The organism is Micropruina sp. (genome assembly GCF_047602085.1).
Classification (GTDB): Bacteria; Actinomycetota; Actinomycetes; order Propionibacteriales; family Propionibacteriaceae; genus Micropruina.
Map to the genome: position 1 here is coordinate 390,987 of NZ_JASGID010000007.1, position 17,178 is coordinate 408,164.

The window sequence follows — 17,178 nt, forward strand, 5'->3', positions numbered from 1 at the left end:
GCTCCGCCGCTCAGAACGACAGCTCGCCGCCGTAATCGCGCGTGTGGTCGCGATAGACGGTGTGGTAATGAATCTGGTCGGCGTAGACCACGCCGTTCTGGCAGACGAACTCGACCCAGACGCTCGGCCCGTCGATGCGGACGTAGTCGCCCTGTGCAGTCAGGTCGGTGGATCCGGAGTACGAGATGTAGGTGTCGTCCAACTCGGACTCGTACACGGCCAGTAGGTCTTCGGCACTGTGATCATCCACGATCGACACCCACGGTGTCATCGCAGCCAGCACGAGCTTCTTCTGGGCATCCGACAGCGACGAGACCTTGATGCCGGACTTCGTCTCGGGGAACGCTCCGTCTTGATCAGGGCCCAGGAGCACATCGGTGTACGACTCCGCCAGCTTCGCCTGGGCCAACTCGTCGGACGACAGGCTCGTGATCATCGCCTCAATGCCATCCTTCATCGTGTCCAGGGGCGCATACGCCGTGCCGTCCGAGCCAGTCCACGAGGTCGGCTCCACCCCGATGAAGTACGGGGAACCACCCTCGACCGCTCCTTTGGAATAGGTCACGTTCACCGCGAGGTGGTGCCCGCCGAACTGAAGCATCCACGTTCCGTCGGCGCTCGGCTGGCCGAGGAAGGCCATGAAATACGTGCCGCTGGAGTAGTTGCCGCCCCCGCCGCCGCCACCACTGCCGGCGCTGCCGAGCACGTCGTCGGCGAGGAGAATCTGCATCGCCTGGTCGTAACCGGCCCCGGTGGAGGTATTGAGCGCGGCTTGCAGCACGGCCTTCGCCGCCGTGAGCTGCGTGTCGCTGAGGGTGCTGAACTCGATGCCGTTGCGGCAGTCCGACCCGCACGGCAGGTTCGACCACGCCGCCGCATTGTCGTTGGTGATCTCGAGCACGACCTCGGCGACCTGGCTCGAGTCCAAGGTCGCCAAAAAGGCGTCGGCGGCCGTCACCACGGCGGCGACCGCGGAACTCGCCGTGGCCGTGCTGGTCGCGGTTGTTGAGGCCGTGGCGGTTGTTGAGGCCGTGGCCGTCTCAGATGTCGTGGTGGCGGTACACCCCGCCAGCGCCAGCAGCACCGCCGATCCGAGGGCGATCGCCGCCTTACTCAACTTGACGAATGCGTCGTTCGTCACGATGTCACCTTTCGCAAAATCCATCGGGAGCGGCACCCCAGCCTCTCACCCCGGCGAGACGGGAACAAGCGATGTGACCACGTGAACCTCGCGACCGACGGTGGGCACAGCGCGGCTAGGGTTCACTCATGTTGCAGATCACCACTGCCGACGGCACAGCCGAAGCCATCGTCGCGTCGGCACCGGGTGGGGGCCCCGGCGTGTTGTTGTTCATGGACGCGTTCGGGTTGCGTCCGCGGATTCAGCAGATCGCCGAGCGGATCGCCGGCTGGGGCTACGTCGTGCTCGCGCCGAACGTGTTCTACCGCGCCGGCACGGTGGCCGAGTTCACGCCACCCGGCGACATTGCGACCCCCGAAGGCATGGGTGCGTTCTTTCAGACCTGCGTGCCGCGGATGGGCCACCTGACCACCGAGTTGGCCGAGCGCGACTTCTCGGCGTATCTGGACGCCCTGCGTGCGGTTCCCGGGGTGCGGCCCGGCCCGATCGGCACGGTCGGCTTCTGCATGGGCGGACGGTACGCGGTGCGCCTGTCAGGAGCGCTCCCCGACGATGTCGCTGCGTGCGCGGCGCTACACACGGCCAGCCTGGTCGGCGACGAGGACGACTCGCCGCATCTCGCCTTGGCGACGGCCCGCGCACAGTACCTGTTCGCCAACGCCGACAACGACGCCATGATGACGCCTGACAACGTGAAGAGTCTGGACCAGGCGCTGCAATCGGCGGGTTTGAGCGGCACGAACGTGATTGTGCCCAACGCGGCTCACGGCTACACGATGTCGGACACGGCAGCGTGGAATGCCGACGCCACCGAGTGGGCCTTTGGCCAGCTCAGAGACCTTTTCGCCCGGACGCTCGGCTCCGGGTGCGGCACGCCGGACTAGACGCTGATTTTCGCTGGTCGAGTTGGTCACAGCTTGTCGAGACCTTGGGAATACCTCGATCTCGCCGGCGCTCACCGCGCACTTCGCGGGTCGAGCTTGGCGAGACCACGGGTATGGGCTTTGGCAAGGGGTTTCGAAAAGCGCAACCAGCGGTGGTCGATAGCCTGCCGGCCAAGCGTGGTCAGTGGGCGGTGAATGCCTGCAATTCGTCGTCGGTGGCCCGGCGAATCACGATGCGGGTCCAGCCGCCCAAGTAGAGCCGCTGGTCGGGGGCGAACTCGACGCGGCCACGTCCGATCGGTTGCTGGGGCAGCGGGCCGGCGGAGGCCCCGATGAAGGTGCCGTTGGCCGACTCGAGATCTTCGATCCACCACCGGGTGCCGTCGGTGCTGATCTGCGCGTGCCGCCGGCTGACGCCGGTGTCGGGGTCGCAGTCGATGTCGGGGTGGATGTTGCGGCTTACCGAGACCCGACCGATCAGCGCCGACGACGCCCGCAGCGGCACCACCTCGGGCAGCCCCGGCGAGGGCAGCGCATCGGTCGAACCCTGGGTGGCGTACCAGTCGGGGTCGATCCAGACTTCGGCGACCCAGTCGAGCGTCGTGGGCTGCGGGTGCAGCAGGCGTCCGGCGTGCGGGGGGAGCGACACGGGGGACGCCTCGAGTGCGGCGGGCGCGTCCCAGGGCTGGGACGGCATCGGGGCGGAGCTGACCTGGGGCGGGGTCTCGACAAGCTCGACCGGCGAGGGTGGGGTCTCGGCCGGCGAGGGTGGGGTCTCGGCGGTCGGCGGGGGCGTTGCAGACCGGGGGAGCGTTCCGGTGGTGAAATCGTAACCGCAGGCCTCGCAGAACAAGGCGTCCGGGGCATTGAGGGCCGCGCAATTGGGGCACCGCGCCCCGGCCGGACGGCTCGGTGCCGATTCGGTGGCCGGCGCGGTCTGGCCCGCTCCGATCGGCAGCCCGCAGACGTCGCAATAGTCGTTGGCGGCCGTGGTGTGACCTGCCGGGCATGTCACCATCTCAGCCCCTGATTCTGGTGGTCTTGGTGGACGCGGTGTCGAGGGCCATCTCGTCGGCCTTCTCAACCGTGCGTTTCAATCGCACCGTACCGGTCTCGGCGTTGTCGATGTCGACCACCTTGCGGAGTTTGGCCGTGGCCTCGGCGTTGCCGGTCTGCGCGGCCAGTTGAGCGGCCCGGCCCAGCTTGGTGGTGGCGGTTCGCTCGTCGCCGGCCGCCTTGGCCTGCAGGCCCTCCTGGATCGCGGTGGCCAGCTCGGTCTGGCCGGTGTAGTGGGCAACCTCGGGGTTGATCTGGGCGGTCAGGTTGAGGTCTGAACTCCATTTGGCCTTGACCAGGCCCTGGGTGAGCACCTCATTGCCCACCGCCAACTGCACTCGGGCCGCCAACTGCTCCTGGCCCAGCGACTTGGCCGCCAGCCGCACCTGCAGGTGGTAGTCGCGCTCCTCGTCGCCCCACGAGCCGGTGGGGTAGGCCGCCGTCAGCGGGTTCAGCGGAACGCCGCGGGTGCTCAGGTCTTCGACGGTGGGCGACACCTGCCGCACGAACAGCACCTGGGCCCCCTGCGGAATCCACACCCGCAGGTCGGCCTGTGCCACGCCCCGGCCCATCGACTTCTGCATCAGCTCGGCGAAGGCCAGGCCCAACTGCGACGGGTTGGGAATGATGTCGAAGGTGCCCAGCAGCGCCTGGGCGATCTTGCGAATCTCGGCGACCTTCCAGTCGACGCCGACGCCGCGGCAGTCGACCTGGAACTGCCCGATGCTGGCCCGGATCGCCAGGTCGAGCTGCTGCTCGGTCTCATTGTGGTTCTCGCCGTCGGTGAGCAGGATCGCGTGCTTCTGAGCCAGGCCGCCGATCGAGTCGAACAGGGCCCGGGCCAGGTTCAGCCAGTTGCCCATCGCGGTGCCGCCGTCGGCCCTGAAGAAGCTGATCGCGCGTCGCGCCTCGGCCCGGGTGCGGGCGCTCATCCGCACCATCCCGGCACCCGACTGCACCATCGGGTAGGCCAGATACGCCTTGTGGTTGCCGGCCACCACGGCGAAGTAGGTGCCGTCGAGAATGTGGTCGAGAGCCACCATCGCTGCCTGCTTGGCGGCCTGCATGTTCGCGCTGCCCATCGAGCCCGAGGTGTCGACAATGATGATCTCGCCGGCGTCACCGCTGCCGGTCTGCCCGGCCGCGCCCGCGCCGCTGCACGCGATCGTGACGATCGCGTTGACGTCGGTGCCACCGTCGGGCAGAAACTCGTTCTGGTACACCGCGGAGGTGAACAGGGCCATCTCAGATCTTCTCTTCCACGTTCATCGGTGACGGCTGCGCCCCGGCCCGAGCCTGGACGTCCGCACGTGCTGGTGCTGCATCGCTCAGGTTAGCCGCGAGCCGAGCCAGGGCCACGGTGACGTTGTCCTTTCCGCCCTGGTCGTTGGCCCAGCGGACCAGCCGGGCCGCGATCTCGGTGGGGCTGCCGCCCGGTGCGGCGGCCCGCGCCAGTTGCGCCGCGAGCGCAGCCGGTTCTGAGGCGTAGTTCCACAGCCCGTCGGAGCAGACCAGCAGCCAGGCGGGGCCGTTCACCCGGTAGCTGCCGGTGGACGGCACGACGTCATCGGCGTCACGGCCGAGCCAGCGGGTGATCGCGTGCGCCCGCGGCCCCGTCTCGGCGTCGGTGCGGGACGATCCGCCGCGGATCAACTCTTCGGCCAACGAGTCATCAGTGCTCAACTGCGCCGCCTCATCGCCCAGCAGGTAGATGCGCGAATCACCCAGGGACGCCCAGTGCACCCGGTCGCCGTCGACGAGTACTGCCGCGAAGGTGCACGAGGCGGCGTTCGGGCTCTCGGGGGCGGTGTGGGCGACCACGGCGGCCTGGGCTTCAGCGGCCGCGTCGATCAGGGGGTCGGTGTTCGGGTCGGTGGGTCTCGACGGGCTCGACCAGCGATCGCTCGACCAGCGATCGCTCGACCAGCGGTCGGCCAGCACGTCGCGGGCCCGCTCGGCGGCGGCCAGCGCAGCCACGTCGGAGTCCTGCGACGTGCTCACCCCGTCGCAGACCACCAGCACCGCGGCGCGGTCTGGGGCCGGCGCGACCCACAACGCCATCGCGTCCTCGTTGCGGTCGTGCAGCACACCTCGGTCGCAGACCCCGCCGACCCAGTCGGCCGGTGAACTCTCAAAGTGGTCACGGGGTGAGGGGGCCTTGCTGCCGCAGGTCTGGCAGTAGCCGTCGGCGTCCACCAGGCCGCCGCACTCCAGGCAGGCCGGACGCCGCTGAGCCAGCCGGTTCAGCTTCACCGTCGCCTCCGACGCCACGCCCGTTGCGGCCAGCGCGCCCACCTCGGGGTGCACGTCGTAGCCGCAGTTCTCGCAATAGCGCACGTCGGGGCTCACCTGGCGCAGGCAGCGCGGGCAGGGCGCGGCCAGGGCGAGACTGGAGAACTCCTGGCCGACGACCAGTGCCTCGGCCGGAAACTGTTGTTGGCCGGGCAGCGCCTGAGCTGTCGCCTGCTGCTCGACGACCGCCTGCTGCTCGACGACCGGCTGCTGCTCGACGACCGGCTGCCGCTCGGCGGCCAGTTCGCGGGCCCGCTGCGAGGTCGTCCACAGCGGCCAGTTCGCACCCTGATCGTTCACAACAGGCTCCAGACTCGAATCGCGTTGGCCCGGTCGACGAGCTCGGCACGCTCCACCGGGTCGGCGCTCAACTGGGCCAGCCGACGGAAACCGGCCTCGAGCCGGTCGCGCAGGTTGGCCTCGGTGAACGTGGCCGACCCCAACTTCACCGACCCCTTCGCGGCCAGCGGAAGCGCCCGTTCGTAGATCGCCGACTCGAACCCGAGCTGGCTGTGCTCGTCGAACCGGGCGTGCTGCAGCACCTTGAGCGCCTCACCCAGGTGCGCCGCGTCGTTGCCCAGGCTGATCAGCGCCTCGGTCTTCAGCTTCTGCGACTCCAGAAATCCGCGCGAGGTCTGCGGAATCAGCTCCAGTGCCGCCAGCGCCCCGGGCAGGTCGCCACGGGCGGCGCGCAGCCGAGCCAGCCCGAAGCCGGCCGGGGTGACGTAGTTGGCGTCGGTGGCGGCACAACTGCGGTACAGCCGCTCTGCGACCTCGGCCTGCCCGGCCAACTCGCAGGCCACGGCCAGCGCCAGCTTGGGCGCCAGCTCGCCGGGTAGCTGGCCGTAGACGGCGTTGAACGACGACAGCGCGGTGGCGTGGTCGCCGCGCAGCAGCGCGCCCAGGCCGGCCATCCACACCGCCCGCCACTCCCACGGATCGTTGGTCAGCAGGGTGTTCACTGCGTCGTCCAGCACCCGCTGGTTGCCGGTCTCGAGCGCCGCCAGGCAGCGGGCCAGCAGTACGCCGCTGGTCGCGGCAGGCGCCCGCAGCAGGTCGCCGAGGCGTTCCACCGGGTCGCCGGCGTCGAGCGAGGCCAGCCACGCCGCCTGCGGGTCGGATGCATCGGTGCGCAACTGCGGCAGTTGCCGCCAGTCGAACCGGTTGCCCGACACGGTGGGTGCCTCGAACAGTGGCGAGGACACCGAGGTGCTGGCGGTCGTGCCAGTGCGGGTGGCCACCACTTCACGCAGCACCCCGAGCATCTGCAGCCGCAGGTCTTCGGCCGAGTCGAACCGGTCGTGGGGGTCGTGGGCGCAGCACTTGAGCAGCAGCCGATACAGCGAGTCGTTCTGGGCAAACGCGGGCAACTGGTCGGCCGGCGGAGTGCTGAACTCGAACTCGGTCTGGTAGCCGGGCACCTCGGCGCAGAGCACCATCAGGGTGCGTCCGACGGTGAAGATGTCGGCGGCGATGCTCGCACCGGCGGTGGCCACCTCAGGTGCCTGGTAGCCGACCGTGCCGTAGATCGCCGAATCGTCGTCGCTGATTCGGCGCACCCCGCCGAGGTCGATCAGCTTGAGCGAGTCACCCACCTGAATCACGTTGTCGGGCTTGAAGTCGCAGTACAGCAGGCCCAAGTCATGCAGGTAGCTGAAGGCCGGCAGAATCTCGATCAGAAAGGCCAGCGCCTGGTCGACCGGCAGCGGGTCGTAGCTGCCGCCGCCTGCTTCCATGCGCTGCTGCAGCAACTGCTTCAGCGAGCGACCGCCGACGTACTCCATCACGATGTAGGCGAATTTGTCGTGGCTGACGAAATTGTAGATCTCGACGATCAGCGGGTGCTCCACCTGGGCCAGGAACTGCTGCTCACTCAGTGTGGCCTTCAGGGTGTCGGCGTCGCCGGTGTTGAGTAGACCCTTGAGCACGACCCAGCGGTCGCTCACGTTCTTGTCGCGGGCCAGGTAGATCCACCCCATGCCGCCGTGCGCCAGCGGCCCGACCACCTCGTACTGGCCGGCCACCAGGTCGCCGGCGGCAAGCTTGGGGCTGAACGAGTAGCCGGCGCCGCATTGGGGGCAGAAACCGTCGGAGCGTCCGGCGGCGTCGTCGCGGGAGCGTCCGACGTGGGCGCCGCAGTTGGGGCAGATGCGCTTGTCTTCGGGCAGTTCGGCGCGCACCATCACGGCCTTGGCGGGGTCGACCGCCGGCGCGGGCGGAACCACGGTGAGCCCCTGGCCGATGCGGCCCATGCGCAGCCGCGCCGCGCTTGCCGGACGCCTGGCCGGACGGGCGCCGAACGAGGTGGCGCGGGCCGAACCCAGGGCCGTCGACCCCAACTGCACCGAGGCCCGGGTGACCGACGACACGGTGGGCGTCAGCGCCGCCTCGGGCGGCATGCCGCAGGTGTCGCAGTAGCCGTCGACGATCTCTCCCGAACAGCCGGGCTGCCGGCACGGCCCGCTGCCGGTGGCGGACGGCTTGCGCCCGGCCACCCCGCGCCCGACCGGCATGGTGGCGGCATTGCCGGGCATGCCGCAGACGTCGCAGTAGCCGTCGGTGATGGTTCCGGTGCAACCCGGCTGGCGGCACTTCATCGGCTGCCCCCTTCGGCCAGCCAGTCGAGCATCGCCTGCGCGGCCGGCAGCAACTGCCGCACCACCGCCATCGGGGCCGGAGGGCGCTGCAACAGTCGCTCGGCGTGATCGGCGATCGCGGTGAAATCCTGGTTGCCGCCCAAGCCCAGCGCATCGGCCTTGGCGCGCAGCGCAGCCACCAGCCCCAACTGGGCGTCACGCTCGGCCAGCGCCCCGGAGTAGGCGTCCTGCACCACCTGCATGGCTCGGCCCACCTGACCGAGCCGTTCGAGGTGAACGTCGATCGCCTGCCGGGTGTTGGGCACGGGGCCGAGTGCGGCGACGTCCGGCACCGCGTACTTGGGGGCCGGCGACACCGCAGCCACGGTGTTGGCCACCAGTTGGCGCAGTGCCAGCTCGCGCGCGGTCAGCTCGTCGGTCAGCTCGCGGGCCCGGGCCAGCGCGTCGCGGTTCTCGCGCCGCTTGGCGCCCCCCACGATCAGGTCGCGTTCGTAGCGGGCGGCGTCGATCTCGAGCGGGCCGAGCAGGCCGCCGATGTCGCCGCCGCGCTCCCGTTTGCCCTCCAGGTCGCTCACTCGCGCGGCCATCTGCGACACCTGCGCGGCGGCAGCCGGCCGCGCGGTGGACGGCTCGTTGGCCGCCTGTTCGCGAATGCGTTCCACCTGGGCGCGCAGGTCGAGCAACCGGCGGGCCAGTTGCTCGGCATTGGGGTCGAAGTTCAGCTTCTGCCGCAACTGGGCGACCAGGGCGTCCGAGAGCCGGCTGGCCTCGGGCAGCGACACCGCCATACCGGCCAACTGGGCCGAGGGTGAGGGGCCGGGGTCGAGCCGTCCCCAGATCAGCGACGACAGCCGGGCGCATTCGGCGGGCCCGACCCGTCCGGAGTCCCAGGTAACCAGCAGCAGGTCGTAGCGGCTCTTCACCGCCTGCCAAAGGGCCAGCGACAACTGCAGGTCGGCGGTCAGCGTGTCGAGCTTGCGGCCCAGGATCTCGGTATCGATGGCGGCCAGTTCGCTGCGCCGCGCAGCCACCCAGGCGTCGAGTTCGGCCAGGTAGCCAACCATCGCCTGGGGTTGCACGGGTTCGTTCAGCCGGCCCGGCGCCGACGGTGCGATGACCGGGCTCATCGGTACTCCTCGATGCGCCGGGCCACGCCCCAGAATGTCAGCCCGGCACCGGCCAGGGTGAGCAGGATCACCCCGGCGATGCCGCTGATCACCGCATTGCCGACGCCGGTGACGCTCGAGATGACCGGGCTGCGCAGGGTGGTGTTCAACGTGCTGAGGGCGCTGTCGAGGTTGGCGAAGGCCTCTGCGCCGGCTCCGGACGACCCGATCGCGGCATTGCTGGCCTGGGCCCACTGCGATTTGGCGATCAGGTTCGCCACCGTGGTGTGCGCGGTGTTGTACGTGGTCAGCGCCTTGGTGACTTTGCTCGACTTCGTCACCTCGGCCACCGCGGAGGTGGCCGCGGTGTAGCCGGCGGTCCACTGGGTGAGGTAACTGCCGCCGTCCGATTGCAGGCCGATGGCGAGCAACTCGTCGGCACGGGCCTGATGAATCTGCTGGCGGGCGACGGCGATGTTGTCGAGGTCGGCGCGGCTTGAGTCGGTGAAGTCGAAGGCCACCGAACTGGCGGCCCCGGCAACCGACCACACCACCACCGCCGACACCACCGCGCACAGCAGCCCGGCGGCAACGCCGATGTTCAGGTAGCGGTGCGAGGCCCGGGCCAGCGCGACGCCGATCGCCGCCAGGGCGCCGACCGCCAGCACCGCGGCCCCGGCGACCCAGTACACCCAGTTGGTGTTCAGGTCGCTCGCCACCCGATCGCCCGCAGCCGCGGTGGCCGCCTCGAGCGGGGTGATCAGGTCGATGGCCAACTGGTCGTTGGCCTTGCTGGCGATGGCTGCCGACGAGGTTCCGTCGGCGTTCAGGGCGTTCTGCAGGGTCATGGCGTAGTTGACCAGTGCGCCGGTGAGCGGCACCACCCGGTCGCGGTCGTCGGCCACCCCCGCAGCGTCGGCCAGCGTGGTGGCCAGCGTGCCCAACTGGTCGTCGAGCTGGTCGCGAACGGCGGTGGTGGGGGTGAGCGCCCAGGCATTGGCGCTCTGCTGCACCCGCAACGCCTGCACCCGGGCATCGGCCAGCCGGTGGTACTGGGTGAGGCTCTCCGCGGCGTGCGCGGCAGCGTTGAACGACACCGCCAGGGCTGTGATCGCGAACGCGCCGAAGGCCAGCAGCAGTGCCACCGCGGCCAGTTGCAGACGACGCAACCGGCGCACCGAGCGCGGGGTGGACGCGCGGCGCGGCGGGGCAGGCGGCGAGGTGCGGGGCAGTACGCCGAGGGTGCCCGGAGCGGGGGGAGTGCCGGGCGCCGTGGGGGTAGGCCCGCGGAGCGTCGTCACGGTGACAGGGGTGGGGCTCATGCCGCTCCGCCCGGCTGGCTGGGGTCAGCGGCGCTGCCGGGGGGTGGCGCGGCCGACAGCGTGTCGGGCGACGAGGCAGCAGGAGACGGCCGAGCGCCGGTGGTGGCCGATGGATCGGCCGGTGGCTGCAGACCTGCACCGGGCACGCCCGTCCAGTCGACCACCGGCGCCGGATCGGTCTCTAGATCGTCGGGCAGCAGGGTGCGTAGCTGGTCGATGCTGGGCTCGGTGACGTCGCGCAACCGCCAGGCGTGCTTGCCGATGGCGGCCTCGAGCACATTGCGGGCGAAGCGTCCGTTGCCGAAGGTCTGGTCGCGCACCTGGCGACCCAGCAGGGCCCGGAACGTGTCGAGACAGCCCTTGCCCAGGTCGTAGTCGGCGCCGGCGACCATGCCGGTGAAGATCTGCTCCAGCTCGGCGTCGGTGTAGTCGTCGAAGCCGATGGTGGTGCGAAAGCGGCTGGCCAGGCCCGGGTTCTGGGCGATGAACACGCTCATCGGCGACGGGTAGCCGGCCACGATCACCACCAGGTCGTTGCGCTTGTCCTCCATCTCTTTGACCAGGGTGTTGATCGCCTCTTCGCCGTACTGGTCGCCGTTGAGGCTGTATGCCTCGTCGATGAACAGCACGCCGCCTTCGGCCTTGGCGACCACTTCGGCGGTCTTCATGGCCGTCTGGCCCAGGTAGCCGGCGACCAGCTCGGAGCGGTCGACCTCGACGAGTTGGCCCTTGGTCAGCAGCCCGACCGCCCGGTAAATGCCGGCCACCAGCCGGGCCACGGTGGTCTTGCCGGTGCCGGGGTTGCCGACGAAGACCAGGTGCCGGGTGATGGTCGGGCTCTTCAGCCCCGCCTTGGCGCGCAGGGCGTCCACCTTGAGCACGGCGGTCTGGCGGTGAATCTCAGCCTTCACCCTGCCCAGCCCGACCAGCGCGTCGAGCTCGGCCAGCAGTTCGTCGAGGCTCTTCTCGGGCTGTGTGGGCGCCTGTGGCTGCACCGGCTGTACCGGCTGCTCGGGTGCGGACGGCGGCGGCGCGGCCTGCCCCGGGGGCTCCCCGCTGGTCGAGCCTGTCGAGACTTCTCCGCTGGTCGAGCCTGTCGAGACCCTGCCCGACAGCGCCGACTCCAGCCCGGGAATCGCGCCGGGCCCGAACGGGTCGAGCTGGCGCAGATCGAGCAGCCTGGCCTGGTTCTCATGCAGCCGGCCGAGCACCGACGACAAGATCTGCGGTGCCTGCCGCACGAACTCGGCGTCGTCGGACGAGGCCGCAGTCAACCCAGGGCGGCCTCCGTTGCTGATGCCCTGTGCGGCGCTCACTTGTACGCCCGCCGCCCCCTGCGCGGCACCGGTGCTTTGCGGCGTGGGGGAGCCGAGCAGGGCTGCCGCGGTGGCAACCTCGGCCAGGGCCCTCGCGTACGGCACGGCATGGCTGGAGCGGGCGTTGTGCAGTTGCGCGACCAGCGGGGTGGCCGAGGTCCGGAATTTGCGGCCCCGCAGGGCGGCGTCCATGAAGGTGGCGGCGCTGATCGCCCGGCCGGTGGCGGCGCACCAATCGACGAACGATCCGACCGCCGACTCCGACACCGCCGCCGCCAGTTGTTCGCCCTCGACCCGGGCAGCGGCGGCGTCCACCCCGGCCGTGCGGGCTGCGGCAGCCAGGTCGTCCAGGGTCTTGGCCAGGTCGGGGTCGGTCACGGGCGCTCCAGGTTGAGGGAGGTCGCAGGCTGGTCGGTGGCCGGCGGCACGGTCAGGTCGACGGGGGCCGCGGAGTGGCCGAAGCGCTCCTGCAGAAACCGGCCGTGGGCGATCAGCGCCGCCGCATCGGTGGAGTTGGCCGCGTCGTAGATCTTCTGCATGGTCGCGCCAAGCAGGTCGAGCTGGTCGATCAGCAGCAGCAGCGGGGTCTTGCCGTTCTCGACCGGACGCGAGTCGGCCCAGTCCTGCGGCAGCCGCAGGTAGGCGCCGATCGCCTCGGGCAGGTAGTCGGTCGCGGTGGCCACCACCGAATAGCTGTCGTAACTGCCCAGCCCCAGCGACTCCAGCCGGGGCAGGGTCTTGCGCACCAGGTCGGCCACCCGGGCGGCCCGCGAGCGCACCACCGAGGGCAGCCGGCCCGAACCGATCAACTGGTCGACCCCGGCCAGCGAGGCCATGATGTCGGCCTCGGTGGGCGCCGGGTCGACCTCGGGCAGGGCAGCCGGCGGCGGCGTGGAATCACGGCCGGTCAGCCAGTCCCAAAAACCCATGGTGTGCCCAACTGCGTTGTCGTGTCGGTTCGATGAGGCGGTCGATCAGAGGCTGATCTGCGGCATCGACTGGCTGCGGGTGTCTTGCTGTGCCACCCGATCGAGGTAGTCCTTGCTCTTGACCACCTCGTTCTCGAGCACGCCGATGGTCTGGGCCATGGTGTCGAGCGCCCGGGCCTTGAACTCGTCGATCGAGTCCATTGTGGCGTAGATGTTGGCGAAGGCCGCCTGCAGTTGCTCCAGGCCGATGGTCGAGCTGGCCGCCTGCTCTTGAATGCGGGCCGAGTTGTCTTTGAGCATCTCGGACGTGCGCTGGATCATCTGCGAGGTGGTGGTGTTCAGCGCCGTGATCTGGTCGAGCACCAGCTTCTGGTTGCCCAGCGCCTGCGCCACGATCACGGCGGTGCGCAGGGCCGAGATGGTGGTGGTGCTGGCCCGGTCGACGCCCTTGATCAGCTCGATGTTGTTCTTGATGATGATGTCGATGGCCAGGTAGCTCTGAATCGACACCGCGAGCTGGGTGAGCAGGTCCTGGTGCTTCTGGCGCACGTAGAACAGCACGTCCTGGCTGAGCGCCTTGGCCTTCTCGGGGTCGGTGATCTGCAGTTCGGCGATCTGGGCCGAAAGCCGGGCGTCCAGCCGTTCGGCGATGTAGACGTATTGGTTGAGCCGGCCCATCACCGTCCACAGATTCTGCTTCTCCATGTTGAGCGCAACATTGTCTTTGGTCAGCTCGTCCTGGCCCGAACGTAGCGCGTGCAGGATGCCATTGAGTTGCTGCTGGCTGCTTTGGTAGCGGCGAAAGTAGTCGGTGACCTGGTCGCCGAACGGAATCATGCCGAGAAACTTCTTGGGGCCGCGGGCCTGGCCCGGGTCGAGGTCTTCGACGGTGCGTCGCAACTGAATCAAGGTCTGGCCGACCTTGGACCCCTCGGAGAGACCGCCCTCTTTGAGCGCGCGCACCGGCGTGTTGAGCAGCCGGTTGGACGTCTCGGCGGCCTTGCGAATGTCGGCGTCACCCATGCTGCGCACGGCGTCGGCCTGCGCCGCGAACGTGGGCGACTTCTCTTCGGCCGAACCCAGTGCGTTGAGGAACTCGTCGACCTTGGCGTCGAGCACCGGCACTTGGGCAGCCTCGACCTGCGGGGCCATGGCGGGCGCCTGGGTGGCGACCACCGCGGCAGGCGCCTCGGGCACGGTCAGCGACAGGGTGGTCGGCGGCTGCAGCGGCATGGCCGCGGCGCCGCCGGCGGGAGTGGTCGAGCTCATGAACTGCCTCTCGAAACGGTCAACAGGGCGGTGCCGTCCAATCTAGCGGGCGGGCGGGTGAGCAGGCAGTGGGGAGCGCTCGGGGGCAACCCTGGAAGTCGGGGCAGGCACGCGGCGATAGCTGCGTTTTGACGATCCCCGGCGTCCGGCTGAGACCCCCGCGCCCAGAGATGAGGGTTATGCCGGCCGCCAGGGCAGGCCATAACCCTCATTTCTGCGCGGCGGGAGCGAACGGCGGCTGGGGCACACATCAATACGTGCGTTTCTCGGCGTGCCCGCCAATGAAGCGCGGATCCGGACGGTCACGGGGTCGTCCGGGCAGCAGCCGATCAGCAGGACGGTCGGTGCGGTGTGCTGGTCCGGCCGTAACGGGAGTCGCCGTCGATTCGGCGCCACCACCCGGCGAAGATCACCGCGAAGCAGACTGAGATCAGGGACGACAGCAGAGCGCTCCACCAGGTGGTGAGCGTCGCGTTCAGGTCACCCATCCCGAACGCGGCCATGACGAAGACGACAGCGTTGTTGACCGCGTGCATGGCGATGGCGGCCTCGAGGCCCCCGGTGCGCCAGGTCAGCCAGGTCGCCACCGCCGCGAACACACCGATCGAGGCAAGCCCCCAGGCGTCGTAGCTGTGCCCGAACACGAACAGCGGCACTGAGAGCAGCAGCCCCCAGACCGGTGCCCGCAGCCAGTGCCCGATGGCCTGCATCAGCAGGCCGCGAAACAGGTACTCCTCGCCCGCGGCCTGGAGCGGAATGATCAGCACCCCGACCGCCAGCAGGCCCAGCGTGCGAGGGGTGATCACGGGCAGCACCGGATCCAGCGCCCACCCAGCTGGCCGCCGGTAGCAGCACCGGAACCGTCATCAGCGCCACTGCTCGGGCCAGCAGGCTCCACCGGATGCGTCCCGCCACCGAGTCGAGCGTGCCGCGGCGCCCCATGAGTCGAACGGTCAGTCGCGCGGCCGGAATGAACAGGGCGAGCATCAGGGCGGCGAACGCCGCCTGCACCGGATCGTTCATGTCGAACTCCTCGACGCTCCAGGCCTCAGGCGAGAGCTGCAGCAGCACCCAGATCACCACCAGGCAGGCTCCGAAGACCACGTAGGCCAGCACGAACAGGCCGATGGTGGCGAGCGGCCGCGACCAGCCGGGCGTGCATCGGCTCAGCCGAAAATAGGTCAAATTCTTCCGGGTTGCGAGCCGGGGCGGGTGTTGTGGTGCGTGCCAGTGAAAGCGTCATGGCTTCACCCTCGCCGTGAGCGCCCGCCCCGCGGGATCGGCCGACCGGACGAAGCGTGTCGTCGCAGGTCGCTGGCTGGGTCATACTTTCGGCTGGGACGGGCATCCTTTCGACTGACCTGGGCCAGCCCGCCACGCCGGTAGATTGCGCCGGGTGAGCATTCTGCGCCGAACCCGGACGCCGGCGCTGCTGGCCGGGATCGCCCTGCTGGGGGCCCTGGCGCAAGTGGTCGCGTGGATGACGGCCTATCCCGATTTGGCGCAGCTACCGGACGCCGAGTTTGAGCCGATCGCGGTGCGCATGCTCGGGGAGGTGGTGCTGGGGCTGCTGGTGATCGCGCTGCTGCCGCTGGTGATCGGGGCACGGGCCCGGCCAGGAACCCGCGCGGGCGTCGCCGCCCTGGCCATCATCTGTGCGGCGGCGGCATCCACGTTCGCCGTGCCGGTCGCCCTGGTCTCGCTGGGTGCGGTGGCTGCCTGGCGTCGCCGCGGCTGGCTGATCGCGGCCGGGGCGGCCTGGGTTGCGATGCTGCTTCCGATCGCCGCAGCCGACCCGGACGGCTGGCTGAGCCTCGCCTCGGGGGGCTTGGTGGGAGCGGTCGTCGTGCTGGTCGGCCTGTCGCTGGGGCGCCGGAGCGAGTTGCTGGTGTCCCTTCGCGACCGGGCGGAGGCGGTGGAGCGCGAACAGGCCGCGGTTGTCGCCGGCACCCGGCTCGCCGAGCGAACCCGGATTGCCCGCGAGATGCACGACACGCTCTCGCACCGTCTGTCGCTGATCTCGCTGCACGCCGGTGGGCTGGCGGTGCACCCCGACGCCGGACCCGTCCGGGTCGAAGAGGCTGCCCGGCTGATTCAGCAGGTGGCCCAGACGGCGGCCGAGGAACTGCATGCCTCGCTCACCGTGCTGCGTGACGATCAGCACGACGTCCGGCCCGACGTGACCCTGGCCGACCTGACAGTGGCCGACGGGCAGGGGTTCGCAGCCGTACCAGGAGCGGACGTCCGGCTCAGTTTCGACCCGGCCCTCGCCGGACAGCTCGAAACGCTCGCACCGTCGGCATCGCGGGCGCTCGCCCGGGTCGTCACCGAAGGAATAGCCAACGGGGTCAAGCATGCCCCCGGACAGATCGTCACCCTCACCGTCACCGGGCTACCGGGTGAGTGGGCGCAGGTGGAGGTCCGCAATCGGCTCGGCGCCGGGTCAGCGCTGGCCGGCGGCTACGGCTTGATCGGGTTGCGCGAACGTATCGAACTCGCCGGGGGCCAGTTGGACGCCGACCGCCAAGACGGCGACTTCGTACTGCGAGCATGGCTGCCATGGACCTGAGCACGCCCCCCACCGTCGGCACCCTGTTGGTCGATGACGAGCCGCTGATTCGGGCCGGACTACGCCTGATCTTGGACGGTACGCCCGGCATCGAGGTGGTCGGCGAGGCCGGTGACGGACGGGCCGGTGTGCAGGCGGTGGCGTCACTGCGACCCCAGGTGGTGTTGATGGACCTGCGCATGCCGGTTCTGGACGGGATCGCCGCAACTCGCGCGATCGTCGCCGCAGGGCACACAGCAGCGGTGGTGGCGCTCACCTCGTTCGACACCGAGGGGTTCATCGCCGATGCGCTCGAGGCCGGTGCCCAGGGATTTCTGCTCAAAAGCGCCCCGCCGGAGGAACTGATCGACGCGGTTCGGCAGGCGGCGGCCGGCGCGATGCCGTTCAGCCCGGCCGTGCTGCGCCGGGTCACCCAGTTGGCCGCTCGCGCGCCGCGGCCACCAGGCAGCGACCCGCTTGCCGAACTGAGCGATCGGGAACGCGAGGTCGCCCTGCTGATCGCTGACGGCCTCAGCAACCAAGAAATCGCCGACCGGCTCTACCTGTCGCTGCCGACAGTGAAGACCTATGTGGGTCGGCTGCTGGGCAAGCTTGCCGCGACCAACCGTGTGCAGATCGCTCTCGCCGTGCAACGAGCGTCGCTGGGCTGAAGCATTCGACCAGCAGCCGACGGGGCCCCGACCTGGGCAAGGTCGGG

Annotated in this window: 14 protein-coding genes; 3 read left to right on the forward strand and 11 right to left on the reverse strand. The window is 69.9% G+C overall.

The genetic code is table 11. The features are described 5' to 3' along the window. Nucleotides 1-10 precede the first annotated feature (10 nt). Nucleotides 11-1,141, reverse strand: coding sequence for a DUF3500 domain-containing protein (locus tag QM721_RS14330; protein ID WP_415123160.1), 1,131 nt, complete (start codon nt 1,139-1,141; stop codon nt 11-13). A 128-nt stretch (nt 1,142-1,269) separates the two neighbouring features. On the opposite strand from QM721_RS14330, the gene QM721_RS14335 reads away from it, so the two are divergent. Further along, the gene (locus QM721_RS14335; protein ID WP_415123162.1) at nt 1,270-2,025 is read left to right on the forward strand and encodes a dienelactone hydrolase family protein; all 756 of its coding nucleotides are present in this window, start codon (nt 1,270-1,272) and stop codon (nt 2,023-2,025) included. Between the two features lie 181 nt (nt 2,026-2,206). Here QM721_RS14335 and QM721_RS14340 read toward each other — a convergent pair whose 3' ends face one another. From QM721_RS14340 to QM721_RS14385, 10 genes are all read right to left on the reverse strand, one after another. Continuing rightward, a complete protein-coding gene (locus QM721_RS14340) occupies nt 2,207-3,043 on the reverse strand; it encodes an FHA domain-containing protein (RefSeq protein WP_415123164.1) in 837 nt (278 codons plus the stop codon). A gap of 1 nt (nt 3,044) precedes the next feature. Further along, nucleotides 3,045-4,325, reverse strand: a complete 1,281-nt coding sequence (locus QM721_RS14345) for a VWA domain-containing protein (RefSeq protein WP_415123166.1) — start codon at nt 4,323-4,325, stop codon at nt 3,045-3,047. Between the two features lies 1 nt (nt 4,326). Continuing rightward, nucleotides 4,327-5,673: a protein phosphatase 2C domain-containing protein gene (locus tag QM721_RS14350; RefSeq protein WP_415123168.1), complete on the reverse strand. Its 1,347-nt coding sequence runs from the start codon at nt 5,671-5,673 to the stop codon at nt 4,327-4,329. Next, on the reverse strand, nt 5,670-7,970 hold the full coding sequence (locus tag QM721_RS14355; protein ID WP_415123170.1) for a tetratricopeptide repeat protein: 2,301 nt from the start codon (nt 7,968-7,970) through the stop codon (nt 5,670-5,672). The genes QM721_RS14350 and QM721_RS14355 overlap by 4 nt, the downstream gene beginning before the upstream one ends. Next, nucleotides 7,967-9,097 carry a hypothetical protein gene (locus QM721_RS14360; protein WP_415123172.1) on the reverse strand — a complete coding sequence of 377 codons (1,131 nt, stop codon included), beginning with the start codon at nt 9,095-9,097 and terminating at the stop codon, nt 7,967-7,969. The genes QM721_RS14355 and QM721_RS14360 overlap by 4 nt, the downstream gene beginning before the upstream one ends. Next, entirely contained in the window at nt 9,094-10,398 is a 1,305-nt protein-coding gene (locus QM721_RS14365; protein WP_415123173.1) for a hypothetical protein, read from the reverse strand. The genes QM721_RS14360 and QM721_RS14365 overlap by 4 nt, the downstream gene beginning before the upstream one ends. Continuing rightward, a complete protein-coding gene (locus tag QM721_RS14370) occupies nt 10,395-12,092 on the reverse strand; it encodes an AAA family ATPase (RefSeq protein ID WP_415123175.1) in 1,698 nt (565 codons plus the stop codon). The genes QM721_RS14365 and QM721_RS14370 overlap by 4 nt, the downstream gene beginning before the upstream one ends. After that, the gene (locus tag QM721_RS14375) at nt 12,089-12,643 is read right to left on the reverse strand and encodes a hypothetical protein (protein ID WP_415123177.1); all 555 of its coding nucleotides are present in this window, start codon (nt 12,641-12,643) and stop codon (nt 12,089-12,091) included. Before QM721_RS14375 ends, QM721_RS14370 begins: the two co-directional genes overlap by 4 nt. Before the next feature lie 45 nt (nt 12,644-12,688). Continuing rightward, nucleotides 12,689-13,912: a toxic anion resistance protein gene (locus tag QM721_RS14380; protein WP_415123179.1), complete on the reverse strand. Its 1,224-nt coding sequence runs from the start codon at nt 13,910-13,912 to the stop codon at nt 12,689-12,691. A 329-nt stretch (nt 13,913-14,241) separates the two neighbouring features. Further along, nucleotides 14,242-14,718: a lysostaphin resistance A-like protein gene (locus QM721_RS14385; RefSeq protein WP_415123181.1), complete on the reverse strand. Its 477-nt coding sequence runs from the start codon at nt 14,716-14,718 to the stop codon at nt 14,242-14,244. A gap of 590 nt (nt 14,719-15,308) precedes the next feature. On the opposite strand from QM721_RS14385, the gene QM721_RS14390 reads away from it, so the two are divergent. Both QM721_RS14390 and QM721_RS14395 read left to right on the forward strand, forming a co-directional pair. After that, the gene (locus tag QM721_RS14390; RefSeq protein WP_415123183.1) at nt 15,309-16,481 is read left to right on the forward strand and encodes a sensor histidine kinase; all 1,173 of its coding nucleotides are present in this window, start codon (nt 15,309-15,311) and stop codon (nt 16,479-16,481) included. Next, on the forward strand, nt 16,472-17,131 hold the full coding sequence (locus QM721_RS14395; RefSeq protein WP_415123185.1) for a response regulator: 660 nt from the start codon (nt 16,472-16,474) through the stop codon (nt 17,129-17,131). Before QM721_RS14390 ends, QM721_RS14395 begins: the two co-directional genes overlap by 10 nt. The last annotated feature ends 47 nt before the right edge of the window (nt 17,132-17,178 follow it).